Here is a 20,944-nt window from a genome sequence, read left to right on the forward strand (position 1 = left end):
CGAAAGTCCCCTCTCCCGGGGACTTCCGTTTGCAACCGCCACGATCGAGCAAGTGATCCCCTGGATAAATCTGTCCAGAGAAGGGATCCACCCCATGACCACCGACACCGAGGAAGGGCAGGCGCCCGACCCGGAGGCGGTCAAGCGTCACCGGGCACTGTTCCGCGCCGTCAACCGGCGCAGGAACCCACCGCTGCGCCGTACCGACATCACCGTCACCGACGACGCGGCAGTGAAGCGCGCGGTCAAGGCCGCCTCGCTCGGCAACGCCATGGAGTGGTTCGACTTCGGCATCTACTCCTACCTGGCCGTCACCATCGGCCATGTCTTCTTCCCGTCAGGGAACGACACGATCCAGCTGATCTCGTCGTTCGCGACGTTCGCCGTCTCCTTCCTCGTGCGGCCGATCGGCGGCATGGTCTTCGGCCCGATGGGTGACAAGATCGGCCGCAAGAAGGTCCTGGCGATGACCATGATCATGATGGCGATCGGCACGTTCGCCATCGGCCTGATCCCGTCGTACGCCACCATCGGCTTCTGGGCCCCCGTCCTGCTGATCCTCTTCCGCCTCGTCCAGGGCTTCTCGACGGGCGGCGAGTACGGCGGCGCCTCCACCTTCATCGCCGAGTACGCGCCCGACAAGCGCCGCGGCTACTTCGGCAGCTTCCTGGAGTTCGGCACCCTCGCCGGGTACGTCGGCGCGGCCGGCCTCGTCACGATCCTCACCTCGATGCTCGGCAGCGACGGCATGGAGTCCTGGGGCTGGCGCGTACCGTTCCTCGTCGCGGGCCCGATCGGCCTGGTCGGCCTCTACCTGCGACTGCGGCTCGACGAGACCCCGGCGTTCCAGAAGCTGGCGGACGAGTCCTCCCACAAGGCCTCCGACGCCGCCAGCTCCGTCGAGACGACCGCCAAGGGCGACCTCGCGAAGATCTTCCGCGACTACTGGCCGACGCTGGTCCTGTGCATCTGCCTGGTCGGCGCGTACAACATCACCGACTACATGCTCCTGTCCTACATGCCGACGTACCTGTCGGACGAGATGGGCTACTCGGAGACCCACGGCCTCCTGATCCTCATCGCGACGATGATCGTCCTGATGTGCATCATCAACCAGGTCGGCAAGCTCTCCGACCGCTTCGGCCGCAAGCCCCTGCTGATGACCGGCATGCTCGGCTTCTTCATCCTCTCCGTCCCCTCCTTCCTCCTGGTCAAGAACGGCGCCCTGTGGGCCGTCTCCCTCGGCATGCTGCTGCTCGGCCTGTCCCTGGTCTGCCTCCTCGGCACGATGTCGGCGGCCCTCCCGGCCCTCTTCCCGACGAACGTCCGCTACGGCTCCCTCTCGGTCGGCTACAACCTCTCCGCGTCGATCTTCGGCGGCACGACCCCGCTGGTCATCACGGCCCTCATCGGCCTGACCGGCTCCGACATGATGCCCGCGTACTACTCGATGGCCGCGGCCCTCGTCGGCGTCATCGCGGTGGCCTGCATGAAGGAAACGGCCCAGAAGCCCCTGGCCGGCTCCCCGCCCTCGGTGGAGACCCCGGAGGAAGCCGTGGAAATCGTGGAGTCCCAGACCCCGGACCCGAAGTTCTGACCCTCGACTCCCCGCCTTATGTGGTCCGCCCGCACAAATCGGACCTGATGCGGCGCTTGGGCCTGCCCGACTTCGACACGGCCGCACGTGCCAAGGCTCGGCGCAGCATCGACGAGTACGGCCTGTCGACTGAACATTTCACCGGGCAAGGGCACTGCGCCGGTGTCCCGTCACCGGCACGCAAGTCCGCCGAGGAGATCCTCGTGCGCCTCCCGTCGGGGGCCCAGCGCACCAGCACAGCCTTGTTGCGCCGGGCGCTCGACGAGATGGGCGCCCCTCGCGTCTGCGCCAGGTGCGAAGTCGGCGAAGCGTGGCGTGGCAGGCGACGGACTCTGGAGATCGACCACATCAACGGCGACCGCATCGGCAACCGCCGCGAGAACCTGCGGCGCCTCTGCCCGAACTGCCATGCACTGACCAGGACTTGGGGCCGCCGGCAGAGGTGCGCTCCCGCCCCGGGCAACGCCCCCGTACACTGACGGAGCGGGCACACCAGGAAGACGAGATGCCCGTTTTGTCGCGGTCGTGATGGAATGGCAGACATGTCGGATTTAGGTTCCGATGGGAGTAATCCCGTGAGGGTTCGAATCCCTCCGACCGCACGCGAGAGGGGCCGTCCACATGGACGGCCCCTCTGCATACAGCCTCAGCCCAACAACTCCCGCACCACCGGCACCAGCGCCCGAAACGCCTTCCCCCGGTGCGAGATCGCGTTCTTCTCCGCGGCGGTGAGCTCCGCGCAGGTCCTCGTATCCCCCTCGACCTGGAGGATCGGGTCGTAGCCGAAGCCGTTCGAGCCCGCCGGGGCGTGTCGGAGTACGCCCCGGAGTTGGCCCTCGACCACGCGCTCCGTGCCGTCGGGGAGGGCGAGGGCCGCGGCGCAGGCGAAGTGGGCGCCGCGGTGGATGTCGTCGTCGATGTCGCCGAGCTGGGCCAGGAGCAGGTCCAGGTTCGCCTTGTCGTCGCCGTGCTTGCCGGCCCAGCGCGCGGAGAAGATGCCGGGGGCGCCGCCGAGGACGTCGACGCAGAGTCCTGAGTCGTCGGCGACGGCCGGGAGGCCGGTGGCCTTGGCGAGGGCGTGGGCCTTGAGCAGGGCGTTCTCGGCGAAGGTGACGCCGGTCTCGCGGACATCCGGGATGTCCGGGTAGGCGTCGGCGCCGACCAGCTCGTGGGGCAGGCCGGCGTCGGCGAGGATGGAGCGGAGTTCGACGATCTTGCCGTTGTTGCGGGTGGCGAGGATGAGGCGGGTCATGCCTCTCAGCCTACGAGCACCGTCAGGGCGTGCAGACCTTGGTGAGTTCGCCCGCGGCGTCGGTGACCGGTGTGATGTCGGGTGTCTCGTCGCCGTTCTTGATGGCGGTGCGGACGTTGTCGACGGCCTTGTTGAGGTCGCCGACGGCCTTGGAGACATCGGCGTTGTCGGTCTTGTCGCCGATCTCGTCGAGGTTCTGGTCGATGGAGGCGAGAGCCTCGTCGGCCTGGCCGGGGTCGTTGGACGCGTTGTCGACGGCCTGTTGGAGGTCGGTGACGCTGTCGGCGATGGAGTCGGCGGTCTGGACGCAGTCGAGCGCCTTGTCGACGGCCGAGCAGCCGACGGTGGTTCCCCCGGCGATCAGTGCCGCCGCGGCGGCGAGCATTGCGGTACGACGGTGACGGCGCGCGGCCATGGATCGGTCCTCCCCAGGTGTACGGACAGGGGACGGCGTTTCGCGTGCGGGTGCCGTCCCCTGTCCGTAGTGACGCGGTCGGTGGCTGATCGGTTGCCACTCCGCTTGGGGAGTTCTTTACCTATGGCTACGGGTGTGGCTGTGGTTACGGCTTGGGGAGGTCGCCCTCAAGTGCCTTGCGCTGCAGGGCGGCCAGTTCGTCGCAGCCGGAAACGGCGAGGTCGAGCAGGGAGTTGAGCTCGTCGCGGGCGAACGGCTCGGCCTCGGCGGTGCCCTGGACCTCGACGAAGCGGCCGTCGCCGGTGCAGACGACGTTCATGTCGGTGTCGGCCCGCACGTCTTCCTCGTAGCAGAGGTCGAGGAGGGGGACGCCGCCGACGATGCCGACGGAGACGGCGGAGACGGTGCTGACGAGCGGCTGGCGGCCGGCCTTGATGATCTTCTTGCTCTGGGCCCAGGCGACGGCGTCGGCGAGGGCGACGTAGGCGCCGGTGATGGCGGCGGTGCGGGTGCCGCCGTCGGCCTGGAGGACGTCGCAGTCGAGGACGATGGTGTTCTCGCCGAGGGCCTTGGTGTCGACGACGGCGCGCAGGGAGCGGCCGATGAGGCGGGAGATCTCGTGGGTACGGCCGCCGATCTTGCCGCGGACGGATTCGCGGTCGCCGCGGGTGTTGGTGGCGCGCGGGAGCATCGAGTACTCGCCGGTGACCCAGCCTTCGCCGCTGCCCTTGCGCCAGCGGGGGACGCCTTCGGTGAAGGAGGCGGTGCAGAAGACCTTGGTGTCGCCGAAGGAGACGAGGACGGAGCCTTCTGCGTGCTTGCTCCAGCCGCGTTCGATGGTGATCGGGCGGAGCTGGTCGGGGGTGCGGCCGTCGATGCGAGACATAGGGATGAGCGTATCGGCAGTGGTGGGGGTCGGAGGTCCCGCGTCCGGGGGTCCGGAAGGCCGTGCGGGGGTGACGAGTGGCCCGGGGTGGAGGCCGGGGAGGGCGTTAGAGTGAGATAAGGGTTTAGGTTTGAAGTCTTCCAGGTTGAACTCGCAGTTCGACGGTGGCGGACACCACGGACCCCTCGGGGGGGGCACCACCTGTTCCTGACCTGTTCCTGCTGAAAGGTCCCATGCATGTCCGCCCCGCCCCCGCCCATGCCTCCACCCGGCGAGCACAGCCCCGACCCGCCCTCCACGCTGGCGATCCTGGAGGGCTCGCCGCACGGCATCCTCATCGCCTCGACGCGGGCCGGCGGCACCACGCTGTACGCCAACCAGCGGCTGGAGCGGATGTTCAACACCCCGGTGCCGAAGGAGCCCGGAGGGCTGGTGGCCGCCTCGCAGGCGCTCTTCGACCGCAACGGCGAGGAGATGCCGTTCGAGCAGTCGCCGCTCGGCATCGCGCTGCGCCTGCGCCGCCCGGCGCGGGCCGAGGTCCAGTACCTGGTGCCGGGCCTGCCCACGCTGCGCCTGGACATCACGGCGACACCGCTGGAGTGCGCGCACTACGACGAGCCGCTGGCCGTCGCGTATCTGCACGACATCTCGCACCAGCAGCACGCGGCCGACGCGCTCGACGAGGCGAACCGTCGGCTCGCCCAGCAGCTGGAGGACCAGACCTGGGTGCACAGCCTGACCGAGCGCCTCGCCGACCACGGCGGCGTCGAGGAGACGCTGCGTCAGGTGCTCGCCGAGGGCGCGCTGCTGCTCCAGGCCGACATGGGCGCGGCGCGGCTGTACAACGAGGACCTGCGCAGGATGGAGACCCGGGCCGTGCACGGTTTCCCCGAGGAGCGGGAGGGCGCCCACAAGCTCCTGGACTCGGTCGGCATCGGCGAGGATCTGGTCGACGTGGCCGTGCGGGCGGGCGGCTGGCTGGTCTTCGAGGATGTGACGACCGATCCGTCGGCCACCACGGCGCTGCGCGAGCTCGGCCACCTCGTGGGGTTCCGGGCCGTGTACGTCCTCGCGCTGCACAACGCGTGCGGTCGCAAGCTGGGCGTGGTGGCGTGGGCGTTCCGGGCGCCGGGGCGGCCGACCGCGCGGCAGCGTCAACTGGCTTCCACCTACTGCCGGTTCGCGGGGCAGGTGGTGGAGAACAACCGCCTCTACGAGCGGGAGCGGCGGATCGCGAGCACGTTGCAGCAGTCGATGCTGGCCCAGCAGCTGCCGGAGGTGGCCGGGGTGCGGGTCGCCGCGTGCAGTCTGCCCGGGGCGCGGGGGATGCAGGCGGGCGGCGACTGGTACGACGTGATCTCCCTGCCGGAGGGGAAGGCCGGGCTCGCGCTGGGCGACGTGATGGGCAAGGGGCTCGGCGCGGCCACGGCGATGGGGCAGTTGCGGACGGCGCTGCGCAGTTATGCGCTGGTGCAGGGCGAGGATCCGGTGGCGGTGCTGTCGAACCTGAACGCGCTGACCGCGGACATGGCGCTGACCGATCTGGCGACGGTGCTGTATCTGACGGTGGATCCGGTGCGGCGGCTGGCGCGGGTGGCTTCGGCGGGGCACTGTCCGCCGCTTCTGGTGGATGGTTCGGGTGCCTCGTTCGTGGGGGCCGGGCAGGGGGTGCCGCTGGGCGTGCTGGATGACTGGCAGGCGGAGGAGAGCAGCTTCGAACTGCCGGAGGGATCCCTGTTGGTGCTGTACACGGACGGGCTCGTGGAGCGGCGGGGCGAGGAGCTGGGGGTGGGGCTCGAGCGTCTGCGGCAGGCGGCGCTGTCGGCGCCGGAGGAGCTCGACGAGTTGTGCGCGCATCTGGTGGAGCGCTGCGCCGAGGACGGGGCGGAGGGGGCCGAGGAGAGCGCGAACCCGGACGACGTGGCGATTCTGGCGGTCCGGGTGGGCTGAGGCGCGCCCCCACGCGCAGGGGAACGGCACGTACGGGAAAGGTGCGTGGGGGGGGGACGGCGCGTACGGGAAAGGCGCGTACGGGAAAGGCCGCCGTCTCCGTCAGGAGGAGCGGCGGCCGTCCGTGCGAGTCCGGTGGGCCGGGCTCGGTGAGCTCAGTGGAGCGAGCTCACATCATGTCTTCGATGTCGGCGGCGATCGGGTCCGCGTCGGTGCCGATGACGACCTGGATCGCGGTGCCCATCTTGACGACGCCGTGGGCGCCGGCGGCCTTCAGCGCGGCCTCGTCGACCTTGGACGGGTCGACGACCTCGGTGCGCAGGCGGGTGATGCAGCCCTCGACCTCTTCGATGTTGTCGAGCCCGCCGAGCCCGGCGACGATCTTCTCAGCCTTGGTGGCCATTTCGTTCTCCCTGTTTGTCCCGGGCCCGCATTGGGCCGCTTTGTCACGGTAACCCACGGTTGGCCCATCTTCACGAGCGGTCATCCCCTTCGTACCGAATGATGACGAGCACGTGGACCGACCGTCGCGCAACTGGTGCAACTGGTCTACACCAGTTAACAGAGTATCTAACGCCCGCCAAACGTGGCTTGTTCCGGGAGGACGCCCATGAGCACGAATGCTGCCGTCGCACCTCGGCCGAGCCCCTGGAGCAACTTCTTCCAGGGGCTCCAGAAGATGGGGCGCAGCCTCCAACTGCCCATTGCCGTGCTCCCGGCCGCCGGTATCGTCAACCGGCTCGGCCAGCCGGACGTCTTCGGTGACGACGGTCTGGGCTGGACCAACGTCGCCAAGGTGTTTGCAGGTGCGGGCGGTGCCCTGCTGGACGCGGACCTCGGTCTGCCACTGCTGTTCTGCATCGGTGTCGCGATCGGCATGGCGAAGAAGGCGGACGGCTCGACCGCGCTCGCGGCGGTGGCCGGCTTCCTCGTCTACCGGGGCGTGCTGCGGCAGTTCCCGATCGACTGCGCCGACGGGGCGAAGGCGGTGGCGACGGGGTGTCAGGCGGCGGACAACACCGTCTCGGCGTTCCAGTTCCAGAACCCGGGTGTGTTCGGCGGCATCATCATGGGCCTGCTGGCGGCGTTCTTCTGGGTCCGCTTCCACCGCACGAAGCTGGTCTCGTGGCTCGGCTTCTTCAACGGCCGCCGTCTCGTCCCGATCATCATGGCGTTCGTCGGCATCATCTTCGCGGTCGTGTGCCTGTGGATCTGGCCGCCGATCGGTGACGGCCTGGAGAGCTTCTCCAACTGGCTGGAGGGTCTGGGTGCCGTCGGTTCGGGCATCTTCGGTGTCGCCAACCGCGCGCTGCTGGTCATCGGCCTGCACCAGTTCCTGAACGTGCCGCTGTGGTTCCAGTTCGGCTCGTACACGAAGCCGGACGGCACGACCGTGCACGGTGACATCAACATGTTCCTCAGCGGCGACCCGAGTGCGGGCATCTACCAGTCGGGCTTCTTCCCGATCATGATGTTCGCGTTGCCCGCGGCCTGCCTCGCGATGGTGCACTGCGCCCGCCCCGAGCGCCGCAAGGCGGTCGGCGGCATGATGCTCTCGCTGGCGCTGACCTCGTTCGTCACCGGCATCACCGAGCCGATCGAGTACTCGTTCGTCTTCATCGCGCCGGCCCTGTACGCGGTGCACGCGGTGCTGACCGGTGTCTCGATGGCGGTGACCTGGGCGCTCGGGGTCAAGGACGGCTTCAGCTTCTCCGCGGGCCTGATCGACTACCTGATCAACTGGAACCTGGCGACGAAACCGTGGCTGATCATCCCGATCGGCCTGGCCTTCGCGGTGGTGTACTACGTGATCTTCCGCTTTGCGATCACGAAGTTCGATCTGAAGACCCCGGGCCGCGAGCCCGAGGAGGAGGTCGAGGACATCACCAAGGCCTGACGGCCTTTCAGCCCCACGCGAAGGGCCCCCGGACCATTGGTCCGGGGGCCCTTCGTCACGTATGAGGCGTACGCCCCACATATGTTCCAGCCCACAAAAAAGACGGGTTCCTTATCCCACCTTCACCGTGCTACAACAGGTCTACACCACTGAGGTGGTGTAGACCATCTGGCTGCTGCCCACCCCCGTTTTTCTTCCTTTCCGTCCCCGGCAGCACCCCAGCACATGGAGGAATTCATGAGCAGCACCGCTACGGCGGCACCCGCGAAGAAGCGGGGCTCCGGCCTGTTCCAGGGCCTTCAGAAGGTGGGTCGCAGCCTGCAGCTGCCGATCGCGGTGCTGCCGGCCGCGGGCATCCTGCTCCGTCTCGGTCAGCCCGACGTGTTCGGCCCCAAGGGGCTGGGCTGGGACAAGGTCGCCTCGGTCTTCGCGACCGCGGGCGGCGCCGTCTTCGACAACCTGCCGATGCTCTTCTGCATAGGCGTGGCCATCGGCTTCGCCAAGAAGGCCGACGGCTCCACCGCTCTCGCCGCCCTCGTCGGGTTCCTCGTCTACAGCAATGTGCTGAAGGCGTTCCCGGTCACCGACGCCGTCGTCAACACCACGGCCAACAAGGGCGTCGACGTCGCGGCGACGTACAACAACCCGGGTGTCCTCGGCGGCATCATCATGGGTCTGCTCGCCGCCGTGCTGTGGCAGAAGTACCACCGCACCAAGCTCGTCGACTGGCTCGGCTTCTTCAACGGCCGCCGTCTCGTCCCGATCATCATGGCCTTCGTCGGCACCGTCATGGGTGTCTTCTTCGGTCTGATCTGGGAGCCGATCGGTGAGGGCATCTCCAACTTCGGCGAGTGGATGACGGGTCTCGGCGCCGCCGGTGCCGGTCTGTTCGGTCTGATCAACCGCGCGCTGATCCCGGTCGGCATGCACCAGTTCGTCAACACCGTCTCCTGGTTCCAGCTGGGCGACTTCAAGGACGCCACGGGCGCGGTCGTGCACGGCGACCTGAACCGCTTCTTCGCGGGTGACCCGACCGCCGGTCAGTTCATGTCGGGCTTCTTCCCGATCATGATGTTCGGCCTGCCGGCCGCCGCGATCGCCATCGCGCACGCCGCCCGCCCCGAGCGCCGCAAGGCCGTGATGGGCATGATGGTCTCGCTCGCGCTGACCTCGTTCGTCACCGGTGTGACCGAGCCGATCGAGTTCTCGTTCATGTTCATCGCGCCGGTCCTGTACGCGATCCACGCGGTGCTGACCGCCCTGTCCATGGCCATCACCTGGGCCCTGGGCGTCCACGCGGGCTTCACCTTCTCCGCGGGCTTCATCGACTACGCGCTGAACTGGAACCTGGCCACCAAGCCGTGGCTGATCATCCCGATCGGCCTGGTCTTCGCGGCGATCTACTACACGCTGTTCCGCTTCGCGATCACCAAGTTCAACCTCACCACCCCGGGCCGCGAGCCCGAGGAGGAGATCGAGGACATCACCAAGGCGTGATCCTCGCCCCCAGGGCATGACGAAGGCCCCCGGAACCGACAGGGTTCCGGGGGCCTTTCACGTCTCGTCGGCTCAGGCCTCGTACGACGGCATCGGCTCAGACCTCGTACGACACACCGGGCCTGGCCAGCTCCACGGGCCCGTCGTACACGCCCCGCGCGTCCGCCAGGTTCACCTGCGGATCGGTCCACGGCGGGATGTGCGTGAGGACCAGCCTGCGGGCCCGCGCGCGCCGCGCGGCCTCCCCCGCCTCGACGCCGTTGAGGTGCAGGGCCGGGATGTTCTCCTTGCCGTGCGTGAACGCGGCCTCGCACAGGAACAGGTCGCTGTCCGCGGCCAGTTCGTCCAGCGACTCGCACGGGCCGGTGTCCCCGGAGTACGTGAGGGAGCGGCCGCCGTGCTCGACGCGGATCGCGTACGACTCGACCGGGTGGCAGACCTTCTCCATGCGCACGGAGAAGGGCCCGATCTCGTACGAGCCCGGCTTCACGGTGTGGAAGTCGAAGACCTCGCTGAAGGCGGAGGCCGACGGGGTGTCGGCGTGGGCCGTCGTCAGACGCTGTTCCGTGCCCTCGGGTCCGTAGACGGGGATCGGATCGCAACGGCCACCGTCGTGCCGGTAGTACCGCACGACGAAGTACGCGCACATGTCGATGCAGTGGTCCGCGTGCAGATGACTGAGGAAGATCGCGTCGAGGTCGTAGAGACCACAGTGGCGCTGCAGCTCGCCCAGGGCGCCGTTGCCCATGTCGAGGAGCAGCCGGAAGCCGTCGGCCTCTACGAGGTAGCTCGAGCAGGCCGATTCCGCGGACGGGAACGACCCTGAGCAGCCGACGACGGTGAGCTTCATAGGAGCTGGAACCTCCGCGCTGGCGGTCGGGATGCGGGGTGGAACCTAGGGATTCTGTCGAGCGTAAGGCGCAAAAGGGCGGGTGGCTCCTCCGTCACCGGCTGTTGTGGGCGAACTCACCTGCGCTGTCACCGGTTCGGGGGGCGCTCGCCCGGTAGCGCGCCCCGTGCGCCCCGCCGGTACCGTCGTGCCTATGGACACGTCATGGTGGCTGGCGCTCGCGGCCGTCGTTCTGCTGGCGCTCGTCGCGACGCTGGTCGACGGGTGGGGCCGCGGTTCCGTGCGGCGGCGCGCCCGGCGGGGGCAGCTGCCGGGCGGGCCCGCGTCCGGGGAGATCTGGTGGGCGCTCGTCCCCTACGAGGACGGGCCCGGCGGGAAGGACCGGCCCTGCCTGGTGCTCGATCCGCGGGGCCGCACCGTGCTCGTCGCGAAGATCACCAGCCGCTACCACGGCGAACGGCCCGGGGTGATTCCGCTGCCGCCGGGCGCGGTGAGCGACGCGCAGGGTCGGGCCAGCTATCTGGAGACGGACGAGCTCCGCGAGGTGCCGGTACGGGACTTCCGGCGGCGGGCGGGTGTGGTCGACCCGGTGCTGTGGGATCAGGTGCGGCATCTGGGGCAGTGAGTGCCGTCGCGTTGCCGGGTGCGACCCGGTGGGGCTTCTCGTGGTCGGCCGCGCCCCTGAAGCGAGTTTCGCTCGCTTCAGGGGCGCGGCCGATGCTCAGGCCCAGAGCTGGCCGTGCAGGACCTCGATCGCTTCTTCGGTCGTCGCGGCCGTGTAGACCCCGGTCGACAGGTACTTCCAGCCGCCGTCGGCGACGACGAAGACGATGTCGGCGGACTCCCCCGCCTTCACCGCCTTCTTGCCGACCCCGATCGCGGCGTGCAGCGCGGCGCCCGTGGAGACTCCCGCGAAGATGCCCTCCTGCTGCAGCAGGTCCCGCGTACGCGTCACCGCGTCGGCGGACCCCACCGAGAAACGCGTGGTCAGCACCGACGCGTCGTACAGCTCGGGGACGAAGCCCTCGTCGAGGTTGCGCAGGCCGTACACCAGGTCGTCGTAGCGCGGCTCGGCCGCGACGATCTTGATGTCGGGCTTCTGCTCGCGCAGGAAGCGGCCGACGCCCATGAGCGTGCCGGTGGTGCCGAGGCCCGCCACGAAGTGCGTGACGGAGGGCAGGTCGGCGAGGATCTCGGGGCCGGTGGTGGCGTAGTGCGCGCCCGCGTTGTCCGGGTTGCCGTACTGGTAGAGCATCACCCAGTCCGGGTGCTGCTCTGCGAGTTCCTTGGCGATGCGGACGGCCGTGTTGGAGCCGCCCGCGGCGGGTGAGGGGATGATCTCGGCGCCCCACATGGCGAGCAGGTCGCGCCGCTCCTGCGAGGTGTTCTCCGGCATGACGCAGACGATGCGGTAGCCCTTGAGGCGGGCGGCCATCGCCAGCGAGATGCCGGTGTTGCCCGAGGTGGGCTCGAGGATGGTGCAGCCGGGGGTGAGCCGGCCGTCCTTCTCGGCCTGTTCGATCATGTGGAGCGCGGGGCGGTCCTTGACCGAGCCGGTCGGGTTGCGGTCTTCCAGCTTCGCCCAGATCCGTACGTCGTCGGAGGGCGAGAGCCGCGGCAGGCGCACCAGAGGGGTGTTGCCCACCGCGGCCAACGGGCTGTCGTAGCGCATGAGTTGGCGTGTCCCGGGCTCAGCGCATGCCGCCGGCCACGGCCGGCAGGATGGTGACGTTGTCGCCGTCGGCGACCTTGGTGTCGATGCCGTCGAGGAAGCGGACGTCCTCGTCGTTCAGGTAGACGTTCACGAAGCGGCGCAGCTGACCGTTGTCCACGATCCGGGCGGCGATGCCCGCGTGCCGGGTGTCCAGGTCGGCGAACAGCTCGGCGAGGGTGTCCCCGCTCGCCTCGACGGCCTTGGCGCCGTCGGTGTACGTGCGGAGGATGGTCGGGATGCGGACCTCGATGGCCATGCTGGGCTCCTGTCAGGAGTCGGAAGTCGAGTGGGTGAGCGCGCGGCGGCGCTTCCGTACTGGCCCGTACGTGACGGTGGTACGGCGGTGCGGCTCAGCGCGGACAGATGGCGCTGGCGAGGCGGCACAGGTCGACGTGCAGCCGCGCCACGAGCAGCGTGCCCGGCGTCTTTTCGCTCACGTCGTGGGAAACCATGGGCTCATCGTATCGATTCCCGGTCGGGGTCCCGGAATGTGATCTCATCATGCGGTCGAAAATCGTCCGGCTGGTGAGATTCAGTCCGTGATCTCGACCTCCTCCTCCGTCACCTCGCCCTCGACGATGCGGAAGGAGCGGAACTGGAAGGGGCCCGCGTCGTCGGTGTCGGCGGTGGATACCAGGACATAGTGGGCGCCCGGCTCGTTGGCGTACGTGATGTCGGTGCGTGACGGGTACGCCTCGGTCGCCGTGTGCGAGTGGTAGACGATCACCGGCTCCTCGTCGCGGTCGTCCATCTCGCGGTAGAGCTTGAGCAGATCCGTGGAGTCGAACTCGTAGAACGTGGGCGAGCGGGCCGCGTTCAGCATCGGGACGAAGCGCTCGGGGCGGCCCTCGCCGACCGGTCCCGCGACGACCCCGCAGGCCTCGTCGGGGTGGTCCTTGCGGGCGTGCTCCACGATCTGGTCGTACAGGGTCCGGGAAATCTTCAGCATGCGGCCAGGATAAGCAGGTGGGCCGTCCCGTACCGGAGTGCGGTACGGGACGGCCCACCTGGTGAGACGTACGGGGTCAGCCGCGCTTGGCGAACGCGACGCCCTCGGGCTTCCGCGCCTTGAGCACCAGGTAGGCGACCGCGAGGATCGCGCCCCAGACCGGTGCGCCGTAGAGGGCGACCCGGTTGTCCTTGTCCATCCCCATGGTGACGATGACCAGGGCGATGAACGCCAGCGAGAGGACGCTCGCCCAGATGCCGCCCGGGGCGCGGAACGTGGACTTGGGCAGCTCGCCGCGGTCGGACTTGAGGCGGTAGCGGATCTGGCAGATCAGGATGACGATCCAGGCCCACATGCCGGAGATGGTGGCGAAGGAGACGACGTAGTTGAACGCCTCGCCCGGCCACTGGTAGTTGATCCAGACGCCGACCAGCATCATCGCGGCGGAGAACGTGGTGCCGATCACCGGCAGACCCTTGTCGCTCAGCCTGGTGAACAGACGCGGGCCCTGGCCGTTCTGCGCGAGGTCGCGCAGCATGCGGCCGGTGGAGTACATGCCCGAGTTGCAGGAGGACAGCGCGGCGGTCAGCACGACGAAGTTGACGATGGCGGCGCCGATACTCAGGCCCATCTCGTCGAAGGCGTGGACGAAGGGGCTCTCGCCGGCCTTGAAGGACGTCCACGGCACGACCGAGAGGATCATGATCAGTGCGCCGACGTAGAAGACGGCGATGCGCCACGGCACGGTGTTGATGGCCTTGGGCAGGACGGTCTTGGCGTCCTTGGCCTCGCCCGCGGTGACGCCGACGAGCTCGACCGCGAGGAAGGCGAACATCACCATCTGGAGGGTCATCAGCGTCGAGCCGATGCCGTTCTCGCCGGCGAAGAAGCCGCCGAGGTCCCACAGGTGCGTGACGGACGCGGTGTCACCGACGTCGGAGAAGCCGATGGTGAGGATGCCGGCGCAGATCAGGATCATGCCGATGATGGCGGTGACCTTGACCGTGGAGAACCAGAACTCCAGCTCGCCGAAGAGCTTCACGGAGATCAGGTTGGCGCCGTAGAGGATGACGGTGAAGACGAGTGCGGACAGCCATTGCGGGATGTCCCACCAGAAGGTCATGTAGACGGCCGCCGCCGTCACCTCGGTCATCCCGGTGATGACCCAGAAGAGCCAGTACGTCCAGCCGGTGACGAAGCCCGCGAAGGGGCCGATGAACTCGCGCGCGTACTCCGAGAACGAGCCGGAGACCGGGCGGTACATGAGGAGCTCGCCGAGCGCCCGCATGATGAAGAAGATGACGACGCCCGCGATGGCGTACGCCAGGATGAGGCTGGGGCCGGCCTTGGAGATGCCCTTGCCCGCGCCGAGGAAGAGACCCGTGCCGATGGCGCCGCCGATGGCGATCATCTGGATCTGGCGGGAGCCGAGGCCCCGCTGGTAGCCCTCGCCGGACACTTCCGTGCCCTGCACGGCCTCATCGCCGCCGGCGTGGTGCTTGTCGTCGACCTGCGCTGAGGTCATGGTGGTGCGCCTTTCTCCATGCCGATCCGTGCCGTACGCGGCTCGGATCGACTGTGACGATCCTTCGGACTCTGCGGCCCTGGATGGATGGAGCTGTTGCCTGCCGGGGTCAGCCGACAAGGGCGCCCCTGACGGACAGGGGTGGCGTCCGTCAGGTGGTCGTGAAGATCTATCACGGCGTTCACGGTGATCGATTGAGCCACATGTGGCACAGGCCACAGGGAAAACCGGACAAAATCGTTTTCGCGCCATGTAGCAGGGCAGCGAAGTGACCGGATCGTTATCCGGATTTGAGCGTCCGCTGAGCGAACAGAATGCGCCTGATCAGGGCGTCAGGAGATCAAGAGATCGGGCATCAGGGCATCAAGGTCTCGACGAGCGTCTCCTGGAGACCGCCCAGCCAGAGGTACGCCATCACCATCGGCTTGCGCGGGTCCTCGTCGGGGAGGCGGTAGAGGAGGTCGGTGTCCTCCTCGTCGGTGATGTCGAGGCGGGTGCCGATCGCGAGGCGCAGGTCGTTGAGCGCGCGCATCCACTGGACCGACTCGCCCTGCGTCAGTTTGAGCACCGCGCCCTCGGCCGAGCCGATCCCGTCCAGGGAGCGGATCACCGCGAGGGCGTCCTCGCGCTTGCCGGCCCGCAGGTCGTTCTCGGTGAAGCGCCTGAACTCCGAGGAGTGTTCGTCCAGTTCGGCCCGCGAGGCCGCGTCCTCGGGTGCGCCGGGACCGCCGTACGCGTCCGGGAACAGGCGGTGGAGCACCGGATCGGCCGGGGGTTCGCTGGGGCCTTCGGCGAAGAGCTCGGCGAGCGGGTCGTCGGAGGGCTCACCGCCGGGCCCGGGGCCGATCAGCTCCAGGAGCTGCACGGCCAGCGAGCGGATGATGGAGATCTCGACGTCGTCGAGGGCGACGGCCGCGCCGCCGCCGGGGATCGGTTCGAAGTGTCCGGGCATGAGTACGGCGCTACTTCCCCTGCTATTTGCGGTCCTGTTGCAGCGTGGCCCACAGGCCGTAGCCGTGCATCGCCTGAACGTCCCGCTCCATCTCCTCGCGGGTACCGGAGGAGACGACCGCGCGCCCCTTGTTGTGGACGTCCATCATCAGCTTGGTGGCCTTGTCCTTGGAGTAGCCGAAGTACGTCTGGAACACGTACGTCACGTAACTCATCAGGTTGACCGGGTCGTTGTGGACGAGCGTGATCCAGGGGACGTCCGGCTCGGGGACCACGGAGAGATCCTCCGTCGTCTCGGGGCTTTCGATCTCAAGGGGTGCTGGAGCCGTCACACGGCCCATGCTGCCACCAGGAGGGGCCCATCGCACAAACGGACCCAGAAATCGTCACCTTGACGCTAATTCGGGGTACCATCGGCTCATGAACACAGCGGACCTTGGCCTGCCGGTGGATGTTCCGTCGACAGCGCTCTTCACCGACCACTACGAGCTGACGATGCTCCAGGCCGCTCTCCACGCGGGCACGGCCGACCGGCGCTCCGTCTTCGAGGTCTTCACCCGGCGCCTGCCCGAGGGCCGTCGCTACGGCGTCGTGGCGGGCACGGGCCGCGTCCTGGACGCCGTCGAGAACTTCCGCTTCGACCCGGCCGTGCTCGGCTTCCTGCGCGAGCGCGACGTCGTCGACGAGCCGACCCTGGCGTGGCTCGCGGACTACCGCTTCTCCGGCGACATCTGGGGCTACCCCGAGGGCGAGGTGTACTTCCCCGGCTCCCCCGTGCTGCGCGTCGAGGGCTCCTTCGCCGAGTGCGTGCTCCTGGAGACCGTGATCCTGTCGATCCTCAACCACGACTCGGCGATCGCCGCGGCCGCCTCCCGGATGGCCTCGGCCGCCGGGGACCGGCCGCTGATCGAGATGGGCGCGCGCCGCACGCACGAGCTGGCCGCCGTCGCCGCCTCGCGGGCCGCGTACGTGGGCGGGTTCGCCACGACGTCGGACCTGGCGGCCGGGTTCCGGTACGGGATCCCGACGGTCGGCACGAGCGCGCACGCGTTCACCCTGCTGCACGACTCCGAGCGGGACGCGTTCCGCGCGCAGGTCGACTCGCTCGGTGAAGGAACGACTCTGCTGGTGGACACGTACGACGTCCAGGAAGCCGTGAAGACGGCCGTGGAGATCGCCGGACCCAAGCTCGGCGCCGTCCGCATCGACTCCGGCGACCTGCTGCTCGTCGCGCACCGGGTGCGCCAGCAGCTCGACGACCTGGGCGCCAAGGACACCAAGATCGTGGTCACCTCCGATCTCGACGAGTACGCCATCGCCTCGCTCGCGGCCGCGCCCGTGGACGCGTACGGCGTCGGCACGCAGCTGGTGACCGGCTCGGGGCACCCGACCTGCTCCATGGTCTACAAGCTGGTCGCGCGCGCCGAGTCCGCCGATCCGAAGGCGCCGCTCGTGCCGGTCGCGAAGAAGTCGGCGGGCGGCAAGACGTCCATCGGCGGGCGCAAGTGGGCCGCGCGCCGGCTCGACCGGGACGGGGCCGCGGAGGCCGAGGTCGTGGGCACCGGCGCCGTACCGGCCGAGCTCGCCGACCGGCAGCTCCTGGTCGAGCTGGTCAAGGGCGGCGAGGTGGTCTCCCGCGAGCCGCTGGACGCGGTGCGCGAGCGGCACATCGCGGCGCGCGACGGCCTGCCCCTGTCGGCGACCCAGCTCTCGCGGGGCGAGGCCGTCATCCCGACGGAGTACCTCTAGGAACCCGGCGGAGTCCCCTGTGCGCCAATTGCCCCCTCCCGCAACCAACTTGAAGCTTCTACGCTCGTAGTCTCCAAGCAGAAGGACACCGACCATGCGCCGCGCCCTGATCGTCGTAGACGTGCAGAACGACTTCTGCGAGGGCGGCAGCCTCGCGGTGGCGGGAGGTGCCGACGTCGCTGCCGCGATCACCGACCTCGTCGGCCAGGCGGGCGGCGGCGGCTGCTACCAGCACGTCGTCGCCACCCGCGATCACCACATCGAGCCCGGTGACCACTTCGCGGACCATCCCGACTTCCGGCACTCCTGGCCCGCGCACTGCGTCGCCGGGACGGAGGGCGTGGGGTTCCATCCGAACTTCGCGCCGGTCATCGCCTCCGGGGCGATCGACGCCGTCTTCGACAAGGGCGCGTACGCGGCGGCGTACAGCGGGTTCGAGGGCGCGGACGAGAACGGGGTGTCGCTGGCGGAGTGGCTGCGCCGGCGGGAGGTCTCCGAGGTCGACGTCGTCGGGATCGCCACGGACCACTGTGTGCGGGCGACCGCGCTGGACGCCGCGCGGGAAGGGTTCCGTACGCAGGTGCTGCTGGACCTGACCGCGGGGGTCGCCGCCGCGACGACCGAGGCGGCGCTGGAGGAGATGAGGGCGGCCGGCGTCGAGCTCACCGGCAAGCCCGTCGTGGCTTAGGACCGGCCGGATCGTCCGCCCCCGCCGGATTACGCGGAGTGGCTGATCTTGAGGGCCCGGATCGGCTGCCAGTAGGCCGCCGGGGAGCGGTCCGGGGCCGCGCGCCAGACCAGGCCGTCCGGATGGTGCAGGACCGCCGTTATCTCGTCCGGGCTCGGGGGCTGGGCGTTGCCGCGCAGGTACACCGCGCGCAGGCCCAGATTGCGCAGGCGGGTCAGGGCACGGGCCCGGTTCACGGCGTGCACGAGCACCCGTACCGCACCCTCTCCGGGACCCGGCGCGGGCAGTGTCAGTGCCACCACCACGCTGCCGCCCGGCAGCTTGCAGAACCCTCCTGCGGCCATGCTTGTCACACCCCCGTGAGACGTAGTGTCAATAAGGAACGCATAGGACGCACCTAAACACGATCGGCCGCGACCCGCTAGCCCTCGCTAGCAAAGTCGCGGCCGATACGTCTGTGACCAGCAGGTTTACAGGATCAACGCTGCGAGGGGCCGACCTTGACAGTGATCGACGATCCGTCGAGCGGCTGGCTCAGGATCGAGATCCGGGTATTGGTGTCAGTTGTCTTGACACTCCCGGTCGGGTTCTCCGCGTACCAGTACGTGCCCTTGTGGTCGTCGAAGACCGGGTTGCCGAGCTGCGCCGGGATCTTGGTCTCGACGCCCAGCTTGTGGAGCTTCATGCCGGGCACCGGGTACCAGCCGAAGGCGGCGTCGTAGGGCGTGATCTTGTTGGAGATCAGCTTGCCGTCGGCCCACTTCAGCGGCTTCGCGTGCGCGTCGATCGGCAGAATCAGACCCTGACCCGGGTGCTGGCCGACGTTGTTGTTGCGCTGCGAGGTGTCCCACTGCCAGACGACCAGGCCGGGGCGGTACTGGTAGTGCTCGACCCAGTTCTGCTTGTCGCCGCCGTCGCGCCAGCCGAAGTTGTACGGGCCGACCTTGAGGGTCTTGTCGTACGACACGTACTGGCGGTTCTCGGCGAGGTAGAACTGCGGGAAGTCGCCGGTGATCGAGGCGCCGACGCGGGAGAAGCCGTGGCTCGTCCAGCCGGACTGCTCGGACTCGGCGTCGTCGGCGAACAGGGTCGCGCCGTCGCCCTTGACCGTGAGGTTGTCGAAGGCGAAGCCCATCTGGGCCACGCCGCCGTCGGTCTTGTAGCGGAAGCGGACGTCGATCTTCTGGCCCGCGTAGTCGTTCAGCGGGAAGACCAGGTGCTGGAACGCGCCGTTGGTGCCGGTGAGGGCCGGCTTGTCGCCGCCGTCGCGCGGGATGGGCTGGCCGTCGGCGGTGCCGTCGATCGTCTTCCAGCTCGCGCCGCCGTCCGTCGACACCTGCGTGTACAGGTAGTCGTAGTCCTTCTCGATGTCGTACCAGCCGTCGAGTTCGAGCGAGCCGGACGTCTTGCCGGTCAGGTCGACCGAGCGCGAGAGGGTGTTGTCGAGGTCGTCGCCGTAGTCCGACCACCACTGCTTGCCGCCCTGCGCGGGCTGCACGATGTTCGTGGTGACGGTCTTCTTCGGCAGCTCGACGACGAGGGCCTGCTTCAGCTTGGTGTTGTACTCCGAAACACCCAGCTTGTGCAGCGAGTTGGTCGCCGCCTTCGCGGTGTCGTAGTTGAGCCAGCCCAGCTGCAGCTTGTCCCAGGCGGTCATGTCGCCCGGCATGTCACCGATGGCTTCCTTGCCGGTGCCGAGCCAGGAACCGGCCGACATCAGCGACCAGAAGCCGACCGAGTTCTCGCCGAGGTACGTGGTGTCGTACAGGTCGGGCAGGCCCAGGTCGTGGCCGTACTCGTGGGCGAAGACGCCGAGGCCGCCGTTCTCCGGCTGCATCGTGTAGTCGCCGACCCAGATGCCGGTGTCGCCGACCGGGGTGCCGCCCGCCTTGAAGCCGGTGGGGCCGGTGTCGCCGTCGTCGCGGCTGTAGGCGTAACCGCGGTGCGCCCACAGGGCGTCCTCGCCCTGCACGCCGCCGCCGGCGGACTCGTCCTCGCCCGCGTGGACGATCTGGAAGTGGTCGATGTAGCCGTCGGGCTCGTTGAAGTTGCCGTCGTTGTCGTGGTCCGTGCGGTCCCACTGGTCGTACTGCGCGAGGTCGGCCTTGATGTCGGCGTCGGACTTGCCGGCCGCCTTCTGCTGCGCGACCCAGGCGTTGACGCCGTCGCGGACCAGGTCCTCGACGTTCGGGCAGTTGCTGGCGCCGCAGTAGTTGGAGCCGTAACGGGCCTCGTTGTACTCGACCTTGACCCAGTCGGAGACCTCGCCGTCGACCGAGTAGCGGCCCGACGACGTCTTCTCGTAGTAGGTCTTGAGGGAGTCGACGCCCTTGCCCGAACCGAAGTACAGGTTCTGGAAGTGGTCCTTGTTGTAATCCGCCTGCCAGGCCGTGCTGTTGTCCTTGGAGCGGTCCGGCTCGGCTATCTCGTTGTGCAGCGGGCCCGGATCGCCGCCGTACTTGCTGTCGACCTTGTCGCCGAACTCGGCCAGGATCGTGAAGATCTTGTCCGTGCGCTCACGGCCCAGCTCGACGTACTTGTCCTTGCCGAGCTGCACGACCTTGGAGCCGTGCTTCTCCTGCACCTTGGAGGTGCCCTTCAGCACCTGCTCCAGGGCGGTCTGCCGCTGCTCCTCCTGCTGGCGGCTGAACGGGCCGTCGATGACGTGGCCCTTGCCCTGGTAGCTGTCGCCCGACGACGCGCTCGGCGGCGCGGCCGGGGAGTCGGCCTGGGCCGTCGTCGCCGCTATCGAACCGGTGGCCGCGGTGGCGGCCAGGGTCACGAGGACGGCGGCGGATCTCAACGCCCGTCTCTTGGTGGTCACTTGGGTGTTCCCCTCCTCCGTGGCCGACAGGCCACGCATCACAAGTGACGCCATTTGACCGGAGGTAGGAGAGAAATAACAGTCCTTGACTGTGACATTTGAGTTGCACTATGCAGGGCCGCCGGTCCGATATCCGAACCCGTGCGGAGATACGCGCGGAAACCCGGCAGACCGCCCAACAGGCGCGCCCATCAGTCCAA

22 protein-coding genes and 1 tRNA gene are annotated in these 20,944 nt (G+C 68.7%); 9 read left to right on the plus strand and 14 right to left on the minus strand.

Annotated features, from left to right (window positions below; all coding sequences use genetic code 11):
* The first annotated feature begins 94 nt into the window (after positions 1-94).
* The 3 genes from proP to B072_RS0120380 all read left to right on the plus strand — a co-directional run bounded on the left by proP (position 95) and on the right by B072_RS0120380 (position 2,199).
* Positions 95-1,597, plus strand: a complete 1,503-nt coding sequence (gene proP, locus B072_RS0120370) for a glycine betaine/L-proline transporter ProP (protein ID WP_018531821.1) — start codon at positions 95-97, stop codon at positions 1,595-1,597.
* A gap of 47 nt (positions 1,598-1,644) precedes the next feature.
* Positions 1,645-2,076, plus strand: a complete 432-nt coding sequence (locus B072_RS43600) for an HNH endonuclease signature motif containing protein (RefSeq protein WP_018531822.1) — start codon at positions 1,645-1,647, stop codon at positions 2,074-2,076.
* A 40-nt stretch (positions 2,077-2,116) separates the two neighbouring features.
* Positions 2,117-2,199, plus strand: a tRNA-Leu gene (locus B072_RS0120380).
* Positions 2,200-2,243: 44 nt separating this feature from the next.
* On the opposite strand, the gene rdgB is transcribed toward B072_RS0120380, so the two are convergent.
* The 3 genes from rdgB to rph all read right to left on the minus strand — a co-directional run bounded on the left by rdgB (position 2,244) and on the right by rph (position 4,150).
* Positions 2,244-2,849, minus strand: coding sequence for an RdgB/HAM1 family non-canonical purine NTP pyrophosphatase (rdgB, locus tag B072_RS0120385; RefSeq protein ID WP_018531823.1), 606 nt, complete (start codon positions 2,847-2,849; stop codon positions 2,244-2,246).
* A gap of 22 nt (positions 2,850-2,871) precedes the next feature.
* The gene (locus B072_RS0120390) at positions 2,872-3,264 is read right to left on the minus strand and encodes a hypothetical protein (RefSeq protein WP_026246071.1); all 393 of its coding nucleotides are present in this window, start codon (positions 3,262-3,264) and stop codon (positions 2,872-2,874) included.
* 145 nt (positions 3,265-3,409) lie between these two features.
* Positions 3,410-4,150, minus strand: a complete 741-nt coding sequence (gene rph, locus B072_RS0120395) for a ribonuclease PH (RefSeq protein WP_018531825.1) — start codon at positions 4,148-4,150, stop codon at positions 3,410-3,412.
* A 237-nt stretch (positions 4,151-4,387) separates the two neighbouring features.
* On the opposite strand from rph, the gene B072_RS0120400 reads away from it, so the two are divergent.
* On the plus strand, positions 4,388-6,100 hold the full coding sequence (locus B072_RS0120400; protein WP_078506499.1) for a PP2C family protein-serine/threonine phosphatase: 1,713 nt from the start codon (positions 4,388-4,390) through the stop codon (positions 6,098-6,100).
* 169 nt (positions 6,101-6,269) lie between these two features.
* Here the strand turns inward: B072_RS0120400 and B072_RS0120405 are convergent, their stop codons facing one another.
* A complete protein-coding gene (locus B072_RS0120405; RefSeq protein WP_018531827.1) occupies positions 6,270-6,503 on the minus strand; it encodes a glucose PTS transporter subunit EIIB in 234 nt (77 codons plus the stop codon).
* 207 nt (positions 6,504-6,710) lie between these two features.
* Between B072_RS0120405 and B072_RS0120410 the strand changes: the two genes are divergently transcribed.
* Together B072_RS0120410 and B072_RS0120415 are read left to right on the plus strand one after the other, a co-directional pair.
* Positions 6,711-7,997, plus strand: coding sequence for a PTS transporter subunit EIIC (locus tag B072_RS0120410; protein WP_026246072.1), 1,287 nt, complete (start codon positions 6,711-6,713; stop codon positions 7,995-7,997).
* Positions 7,998-8,234: 237 nt separating this feature from the next.
* The gene (locus B072_RS0120415; protein WP_018531829.1) at positions 8,235-9,494 is read left to right on the plus strand and encodes a PTS transporter subunit EIIC; all 1,260 of its coding nucleotides are present in this window, start codon (positions 8,235-8,237) and stop codon (positions 9,492-9,494) included.
* Positions 9,495-9,591: 97 nt separating this feature from the next.
* On the opposite strand, the gene B072_RS0120420 is transcribed toward B072_RS0120415, so the two are convergent.
* Positions 9,592-10,344, minus strand: a complete 753-nt coding sequence (locus tag B072_RS0120420; RefSeq protein WP_018531830.1) for an MBL fold metallo-hydrolase — start codon at positions 10,342-10,344, stop codon at positions 9,592-9,594.
* Between the two features lie 193 nt (positions 10,345-10,537).
* Here B072_RS0120420 and B072_RS0120425 point away from each other — a divergent pair, with 193 nt between their 5' ends.
* Positions 10,538-10,969: a type II toxin-antitoxin system PemK/MazF family toxin gene (locus B072_RS0120425; RefSeq protein ID WP_018531831.1), complete on the plus strand. Its 432-nt coding sequence runs from the start codon at positions 10,538-10,540 to the stop codon at positions 10,967-10,969.
* A 96-nt stretch (positions 10,970-11,065) separates the two neighbouring features.
* Here the strand turns inward: B072_RS0120425 and B072_RS0120430 are convergent, their stop codons facing one another.
* From B072_RS0120430 to clpS, 7 genes are all read right to left on the minus strand, one after another.
* Positions 11,066-12,016: a PLP-dependent cysteine synthase family protein gene (locus tag B072_RS0120430; RefSeq protein ID WP_018531832.1), complete on the minus strand. Its 951-nt coding sequence runs from the start codon at positions 12,014-12,016 to the stop codon at positions 11,066-11,068.
* Positions 12,017-12,035: 19 nt separating this feature from the next.
* Positions 12,036-12,314, minus strand: a complete 279-nt coding sequence (locus B072_RS0120435) for a MoaD/ThiS family protein (protein ID WP_018531833.1) — start codon at positions 12,312-12,314, stop codon at positions 12,036-12,038.
* Between the two features lie 94 nt (positions 12,315-12,408).
* Complete coding sequence (locus B072_RS49800) at positions 12,409-12,510, minus strand: putative leader peptide (RefSeq protein WP_018531834.1); 102 nt, start codon at positions 12,508-12,510, stop codon at positions 12,409-12,411.
* Positions 12,511-12,590: 80 nt separating this feature from the next.
* The gene (locus tag B072_RS0120445; protein ID WP_018531835.1) at positions 12,591-13,007 is read right to left on the minus strand and encodes a Mov34/MPN/PAD-1 family protein; all 417 of its coding nucleotides are present in this window, start codon (positions 13,005-13,007) and stop codon (positions 12,591-12,593) included.
* A 76-nt stretch (positions 13,008-13,083) separates the two neighbouring features.
* Positions 13,084-14,532 (minus strand): amino acid permease, encoded by a 1,449-nt coding sequence (locus B072_RS0120450; protein ID WP_018531836.1) that lies wholly within the window; start codon positions 14,530-14,532, stop codon positions 13,084-13,086.
* 355 nt (positions 14,533-14,887) lie between these two features.
* Positions 14,888-15,484 carry a DUF2017 domain-containing protein gene (locus tag B072_RS0120455; protein WP_018531837.1) on the minus strand — a complete coding sequence of 199 codons (597 nt, stop codon included), beginning with the start codon at positions 15,482-15,484 and terminating at the stop codon, positions 14,888-14,890.
* A gap of 22 nt (positions 15,485-15,506) precedes the next feature.
* Entirely contained in the window at positions 15,507-15,824 is a 318-nt protein-coding gene (gene clpS, locus B072_RS0120460; protein WP_026246073.1) for an ATP-dependent Clp protease adapter ClpS, read from the minus strand.
* 79 nt (positions 15,825-15,903) lie between these two features.
* Between clpS and B072_RS0120465 the strand changes: the two genes are divergently transcribed.
* Together B072_RS0120465 and B072_RS0120470 are read left to right on the plus strand one after the other, a co-directional pair.
* Positions 15,904-17,232: a nicotinate phosphoribosyltransferase gene (locus tag B072_RS0120465; protein WP_026246074.1), complete on the plus strand. Its 1,329-nt coding sequence runs from the start codon at positions 15,904-15,906 to the stop codon at positions 17,230-17,232.
* Between the two features lie 94 nt (positions 17,233-17,326).
* Positions 17,327-17,920: an isochorismatase family protein gene (locus B072_RS0120470; RefSeq protein WP_018531840.1), complete on the plus strand. Its 594-nt coding sequence runs from the start codon at positions 17,327-17,329 to the stop codon at positions 17,918-17,920.
* A 29-nt stretch (positions 17,921-17,949) separates the two neighbouring features.
* Here the strand turns inward: B072_RS0120470 and B072_RS0120475 are convergent, their stop codons facing one another.
* Positions 17,950-18,264, minus strand: coding sequence for a hypothetical protein (locus B072_RS0120475; protein WP_018531841.1), 315 nt, complete (start codon positions 18,262-18,264; stop codon positions 17,950-17,952).
* Positions 18,265-18,398: 134 nt separating this feature from the next.
* Entirely contained in the window at positions 18,399-20,744 is a 2,346-nt protein-coding gene (locus B072_RS0120480; RefSeq protein WP_234018885.1) for an immune inhibitor A domain-containing protein, read from the minus strand.
* Positions 20,745-20,944: the final 200 nt, after the last annotated feature.

The organism is Streptomyces sp. HmicA12 (assembly GCF_000373565.1).
Taxonomy (GTDB): domain Bacteria; phylum Actinomycetota; class Actinomycetes; order Streptomycetales; family Streptomycetaceae; genus Streptomyces.

Coding starts and splice junctions, on each gene's coding strand:
- proP (WP_018531821.1), top strand. CDS start 95: ATGACCACCGACACCGAGGAAGGGCAGGCGCCCGACCCGGAGGCGGTC.
- B072_RS43600 (WP_018531822.1), top strand. CDS start 1,645: ATGCGGCGCTTGGGCCTGCCCGACTTCGACACGGCCGCACGTGCCAAG.
- rdgB (WP_018531823.1), bottom strand. CDS start 2,849: ATGACCCGCCTCATCCTCGCCACCCGCAACAACGGCAAGATCGTCGAA.
- B072_RS0120390 (WP_026246071.1), bottom strand. CDS start 3,264: ATGGCCGCGCGCCGTCACCGTCGTACCGCAATGCTCGCCGCCGCGGCG.
- rph (WP_018531825.1), bottom strand. CDS start 4,150: ATGTCTCGCATCGACGGCCGCACCCCCGACCAGCTCCGCCCGATCACC.
- B072_RS0120400 (WP_078506499.1), top strand. CDS start 4,388: ATGTCCGCCCCGCCCCCGCCCATGCCTCCACCCGGCGAGCACAGCCCC.
- B072_RS0120405 (WP_018531827.1), bottom strand. CDS start 6,503: ATGGCCACCAAGGCTGAGAAGATCGTCGCCGGGCTCGGCGGGCTCGAC.
- B072_RS0120410 (WP_026246072.1), top strand. CDS start 6,711: ATGAGCACGAATGCTGCCGTCGCACCTCGGCCGAGCCCCTGGAGCAAC.
- B072_RS0120415 (WP_018531829.1), top strand. CDS start 8,235: ATGAGCAGCACCGCTACGGCGGCACCCGCGAAGAAGCGGGGCTCCGGC.
- B072_RS0120420 (WP_018531830.1), bottom strand. CDS start 10,344: ATGAAGCTCACCGTCGTCGGCTGCTCAGGGTCGTTCCCGTCCGCGGAA.
- B072_RS0120425 (WP_018531831.1), top strand. CDS start 10,538: ATGGACACGTCATGGTGGCTGGCGCTCGCGGCCGTCGTTCTGCTGGCG.
- B072_RS0120430 (WP_018531832.1), bottom strand. CDS start 12,016: ATGCGCTACGACAGCCCGTTGGCCGCGGTGGGCAACACCCCTCTGGTG.
- B072_RS0120435 (WP_018531833.1), bottom strand. CDS start 12,314: ATGGCCATCGAGGTCCGCATCCCGACCATCCTCCGCACGTACACCGAC.
- B072_RS49800 (WP_018531834.1), bottom strand. CDS start 12,510: ATGGTTTCCCACGACGTGAGCGAAAAGACGCCGGGCACGCTGCTCGTG.
- B072_RS0120445 (WP_018531835.1), bottom strand. CDS start 13,007: ATGCTGAAGATTTCCCGGACCCTGTACGACCAGATCGTGGAGCACGCC.
- B072_RS0120450 (WP_018531836.1), bottom strand. CDS start 14,532: ATGACCTCAGCGCAGGTCGACGACAAGCACCACGCCGGCGGCGATGAG.
- B072_RS0120455 (WP_018531837.1), bottom strand. CDS start 15,484: ATGCCCGGACACTTCGAACCGATCCCCGGCGGCGGCGCGGCCGTCGCC.
- clpS (WP_026246073.1), bottom strand. CDS start 15,824: ATGGGCCGTGTGACGGCTCCAGCACCCCTTGAGATCGAAAGCCCCGAG.
- B072_RS0120465 (WP_026246074.1), top strand. CDS start 15,904: ATGAACACAGCGGACCTTGGCCTGCCGGTGGATGTTCCGTCGACAGCG.
- B072_RS0120470 (WP_018531840.1), top strand. CDS start 17,327: ATGCGCCGCGCCCTGATCGTCGTAGACGTGCAGAACGACTTCTGCGAG.
- B072_RS0120475 (WP_018531841.1), bottom strand. CDS start 18,264: ATGGCCGCAGGAGGGTTCTGCAAGCTGCCGGGCGGCAGCGTGGTGGTG.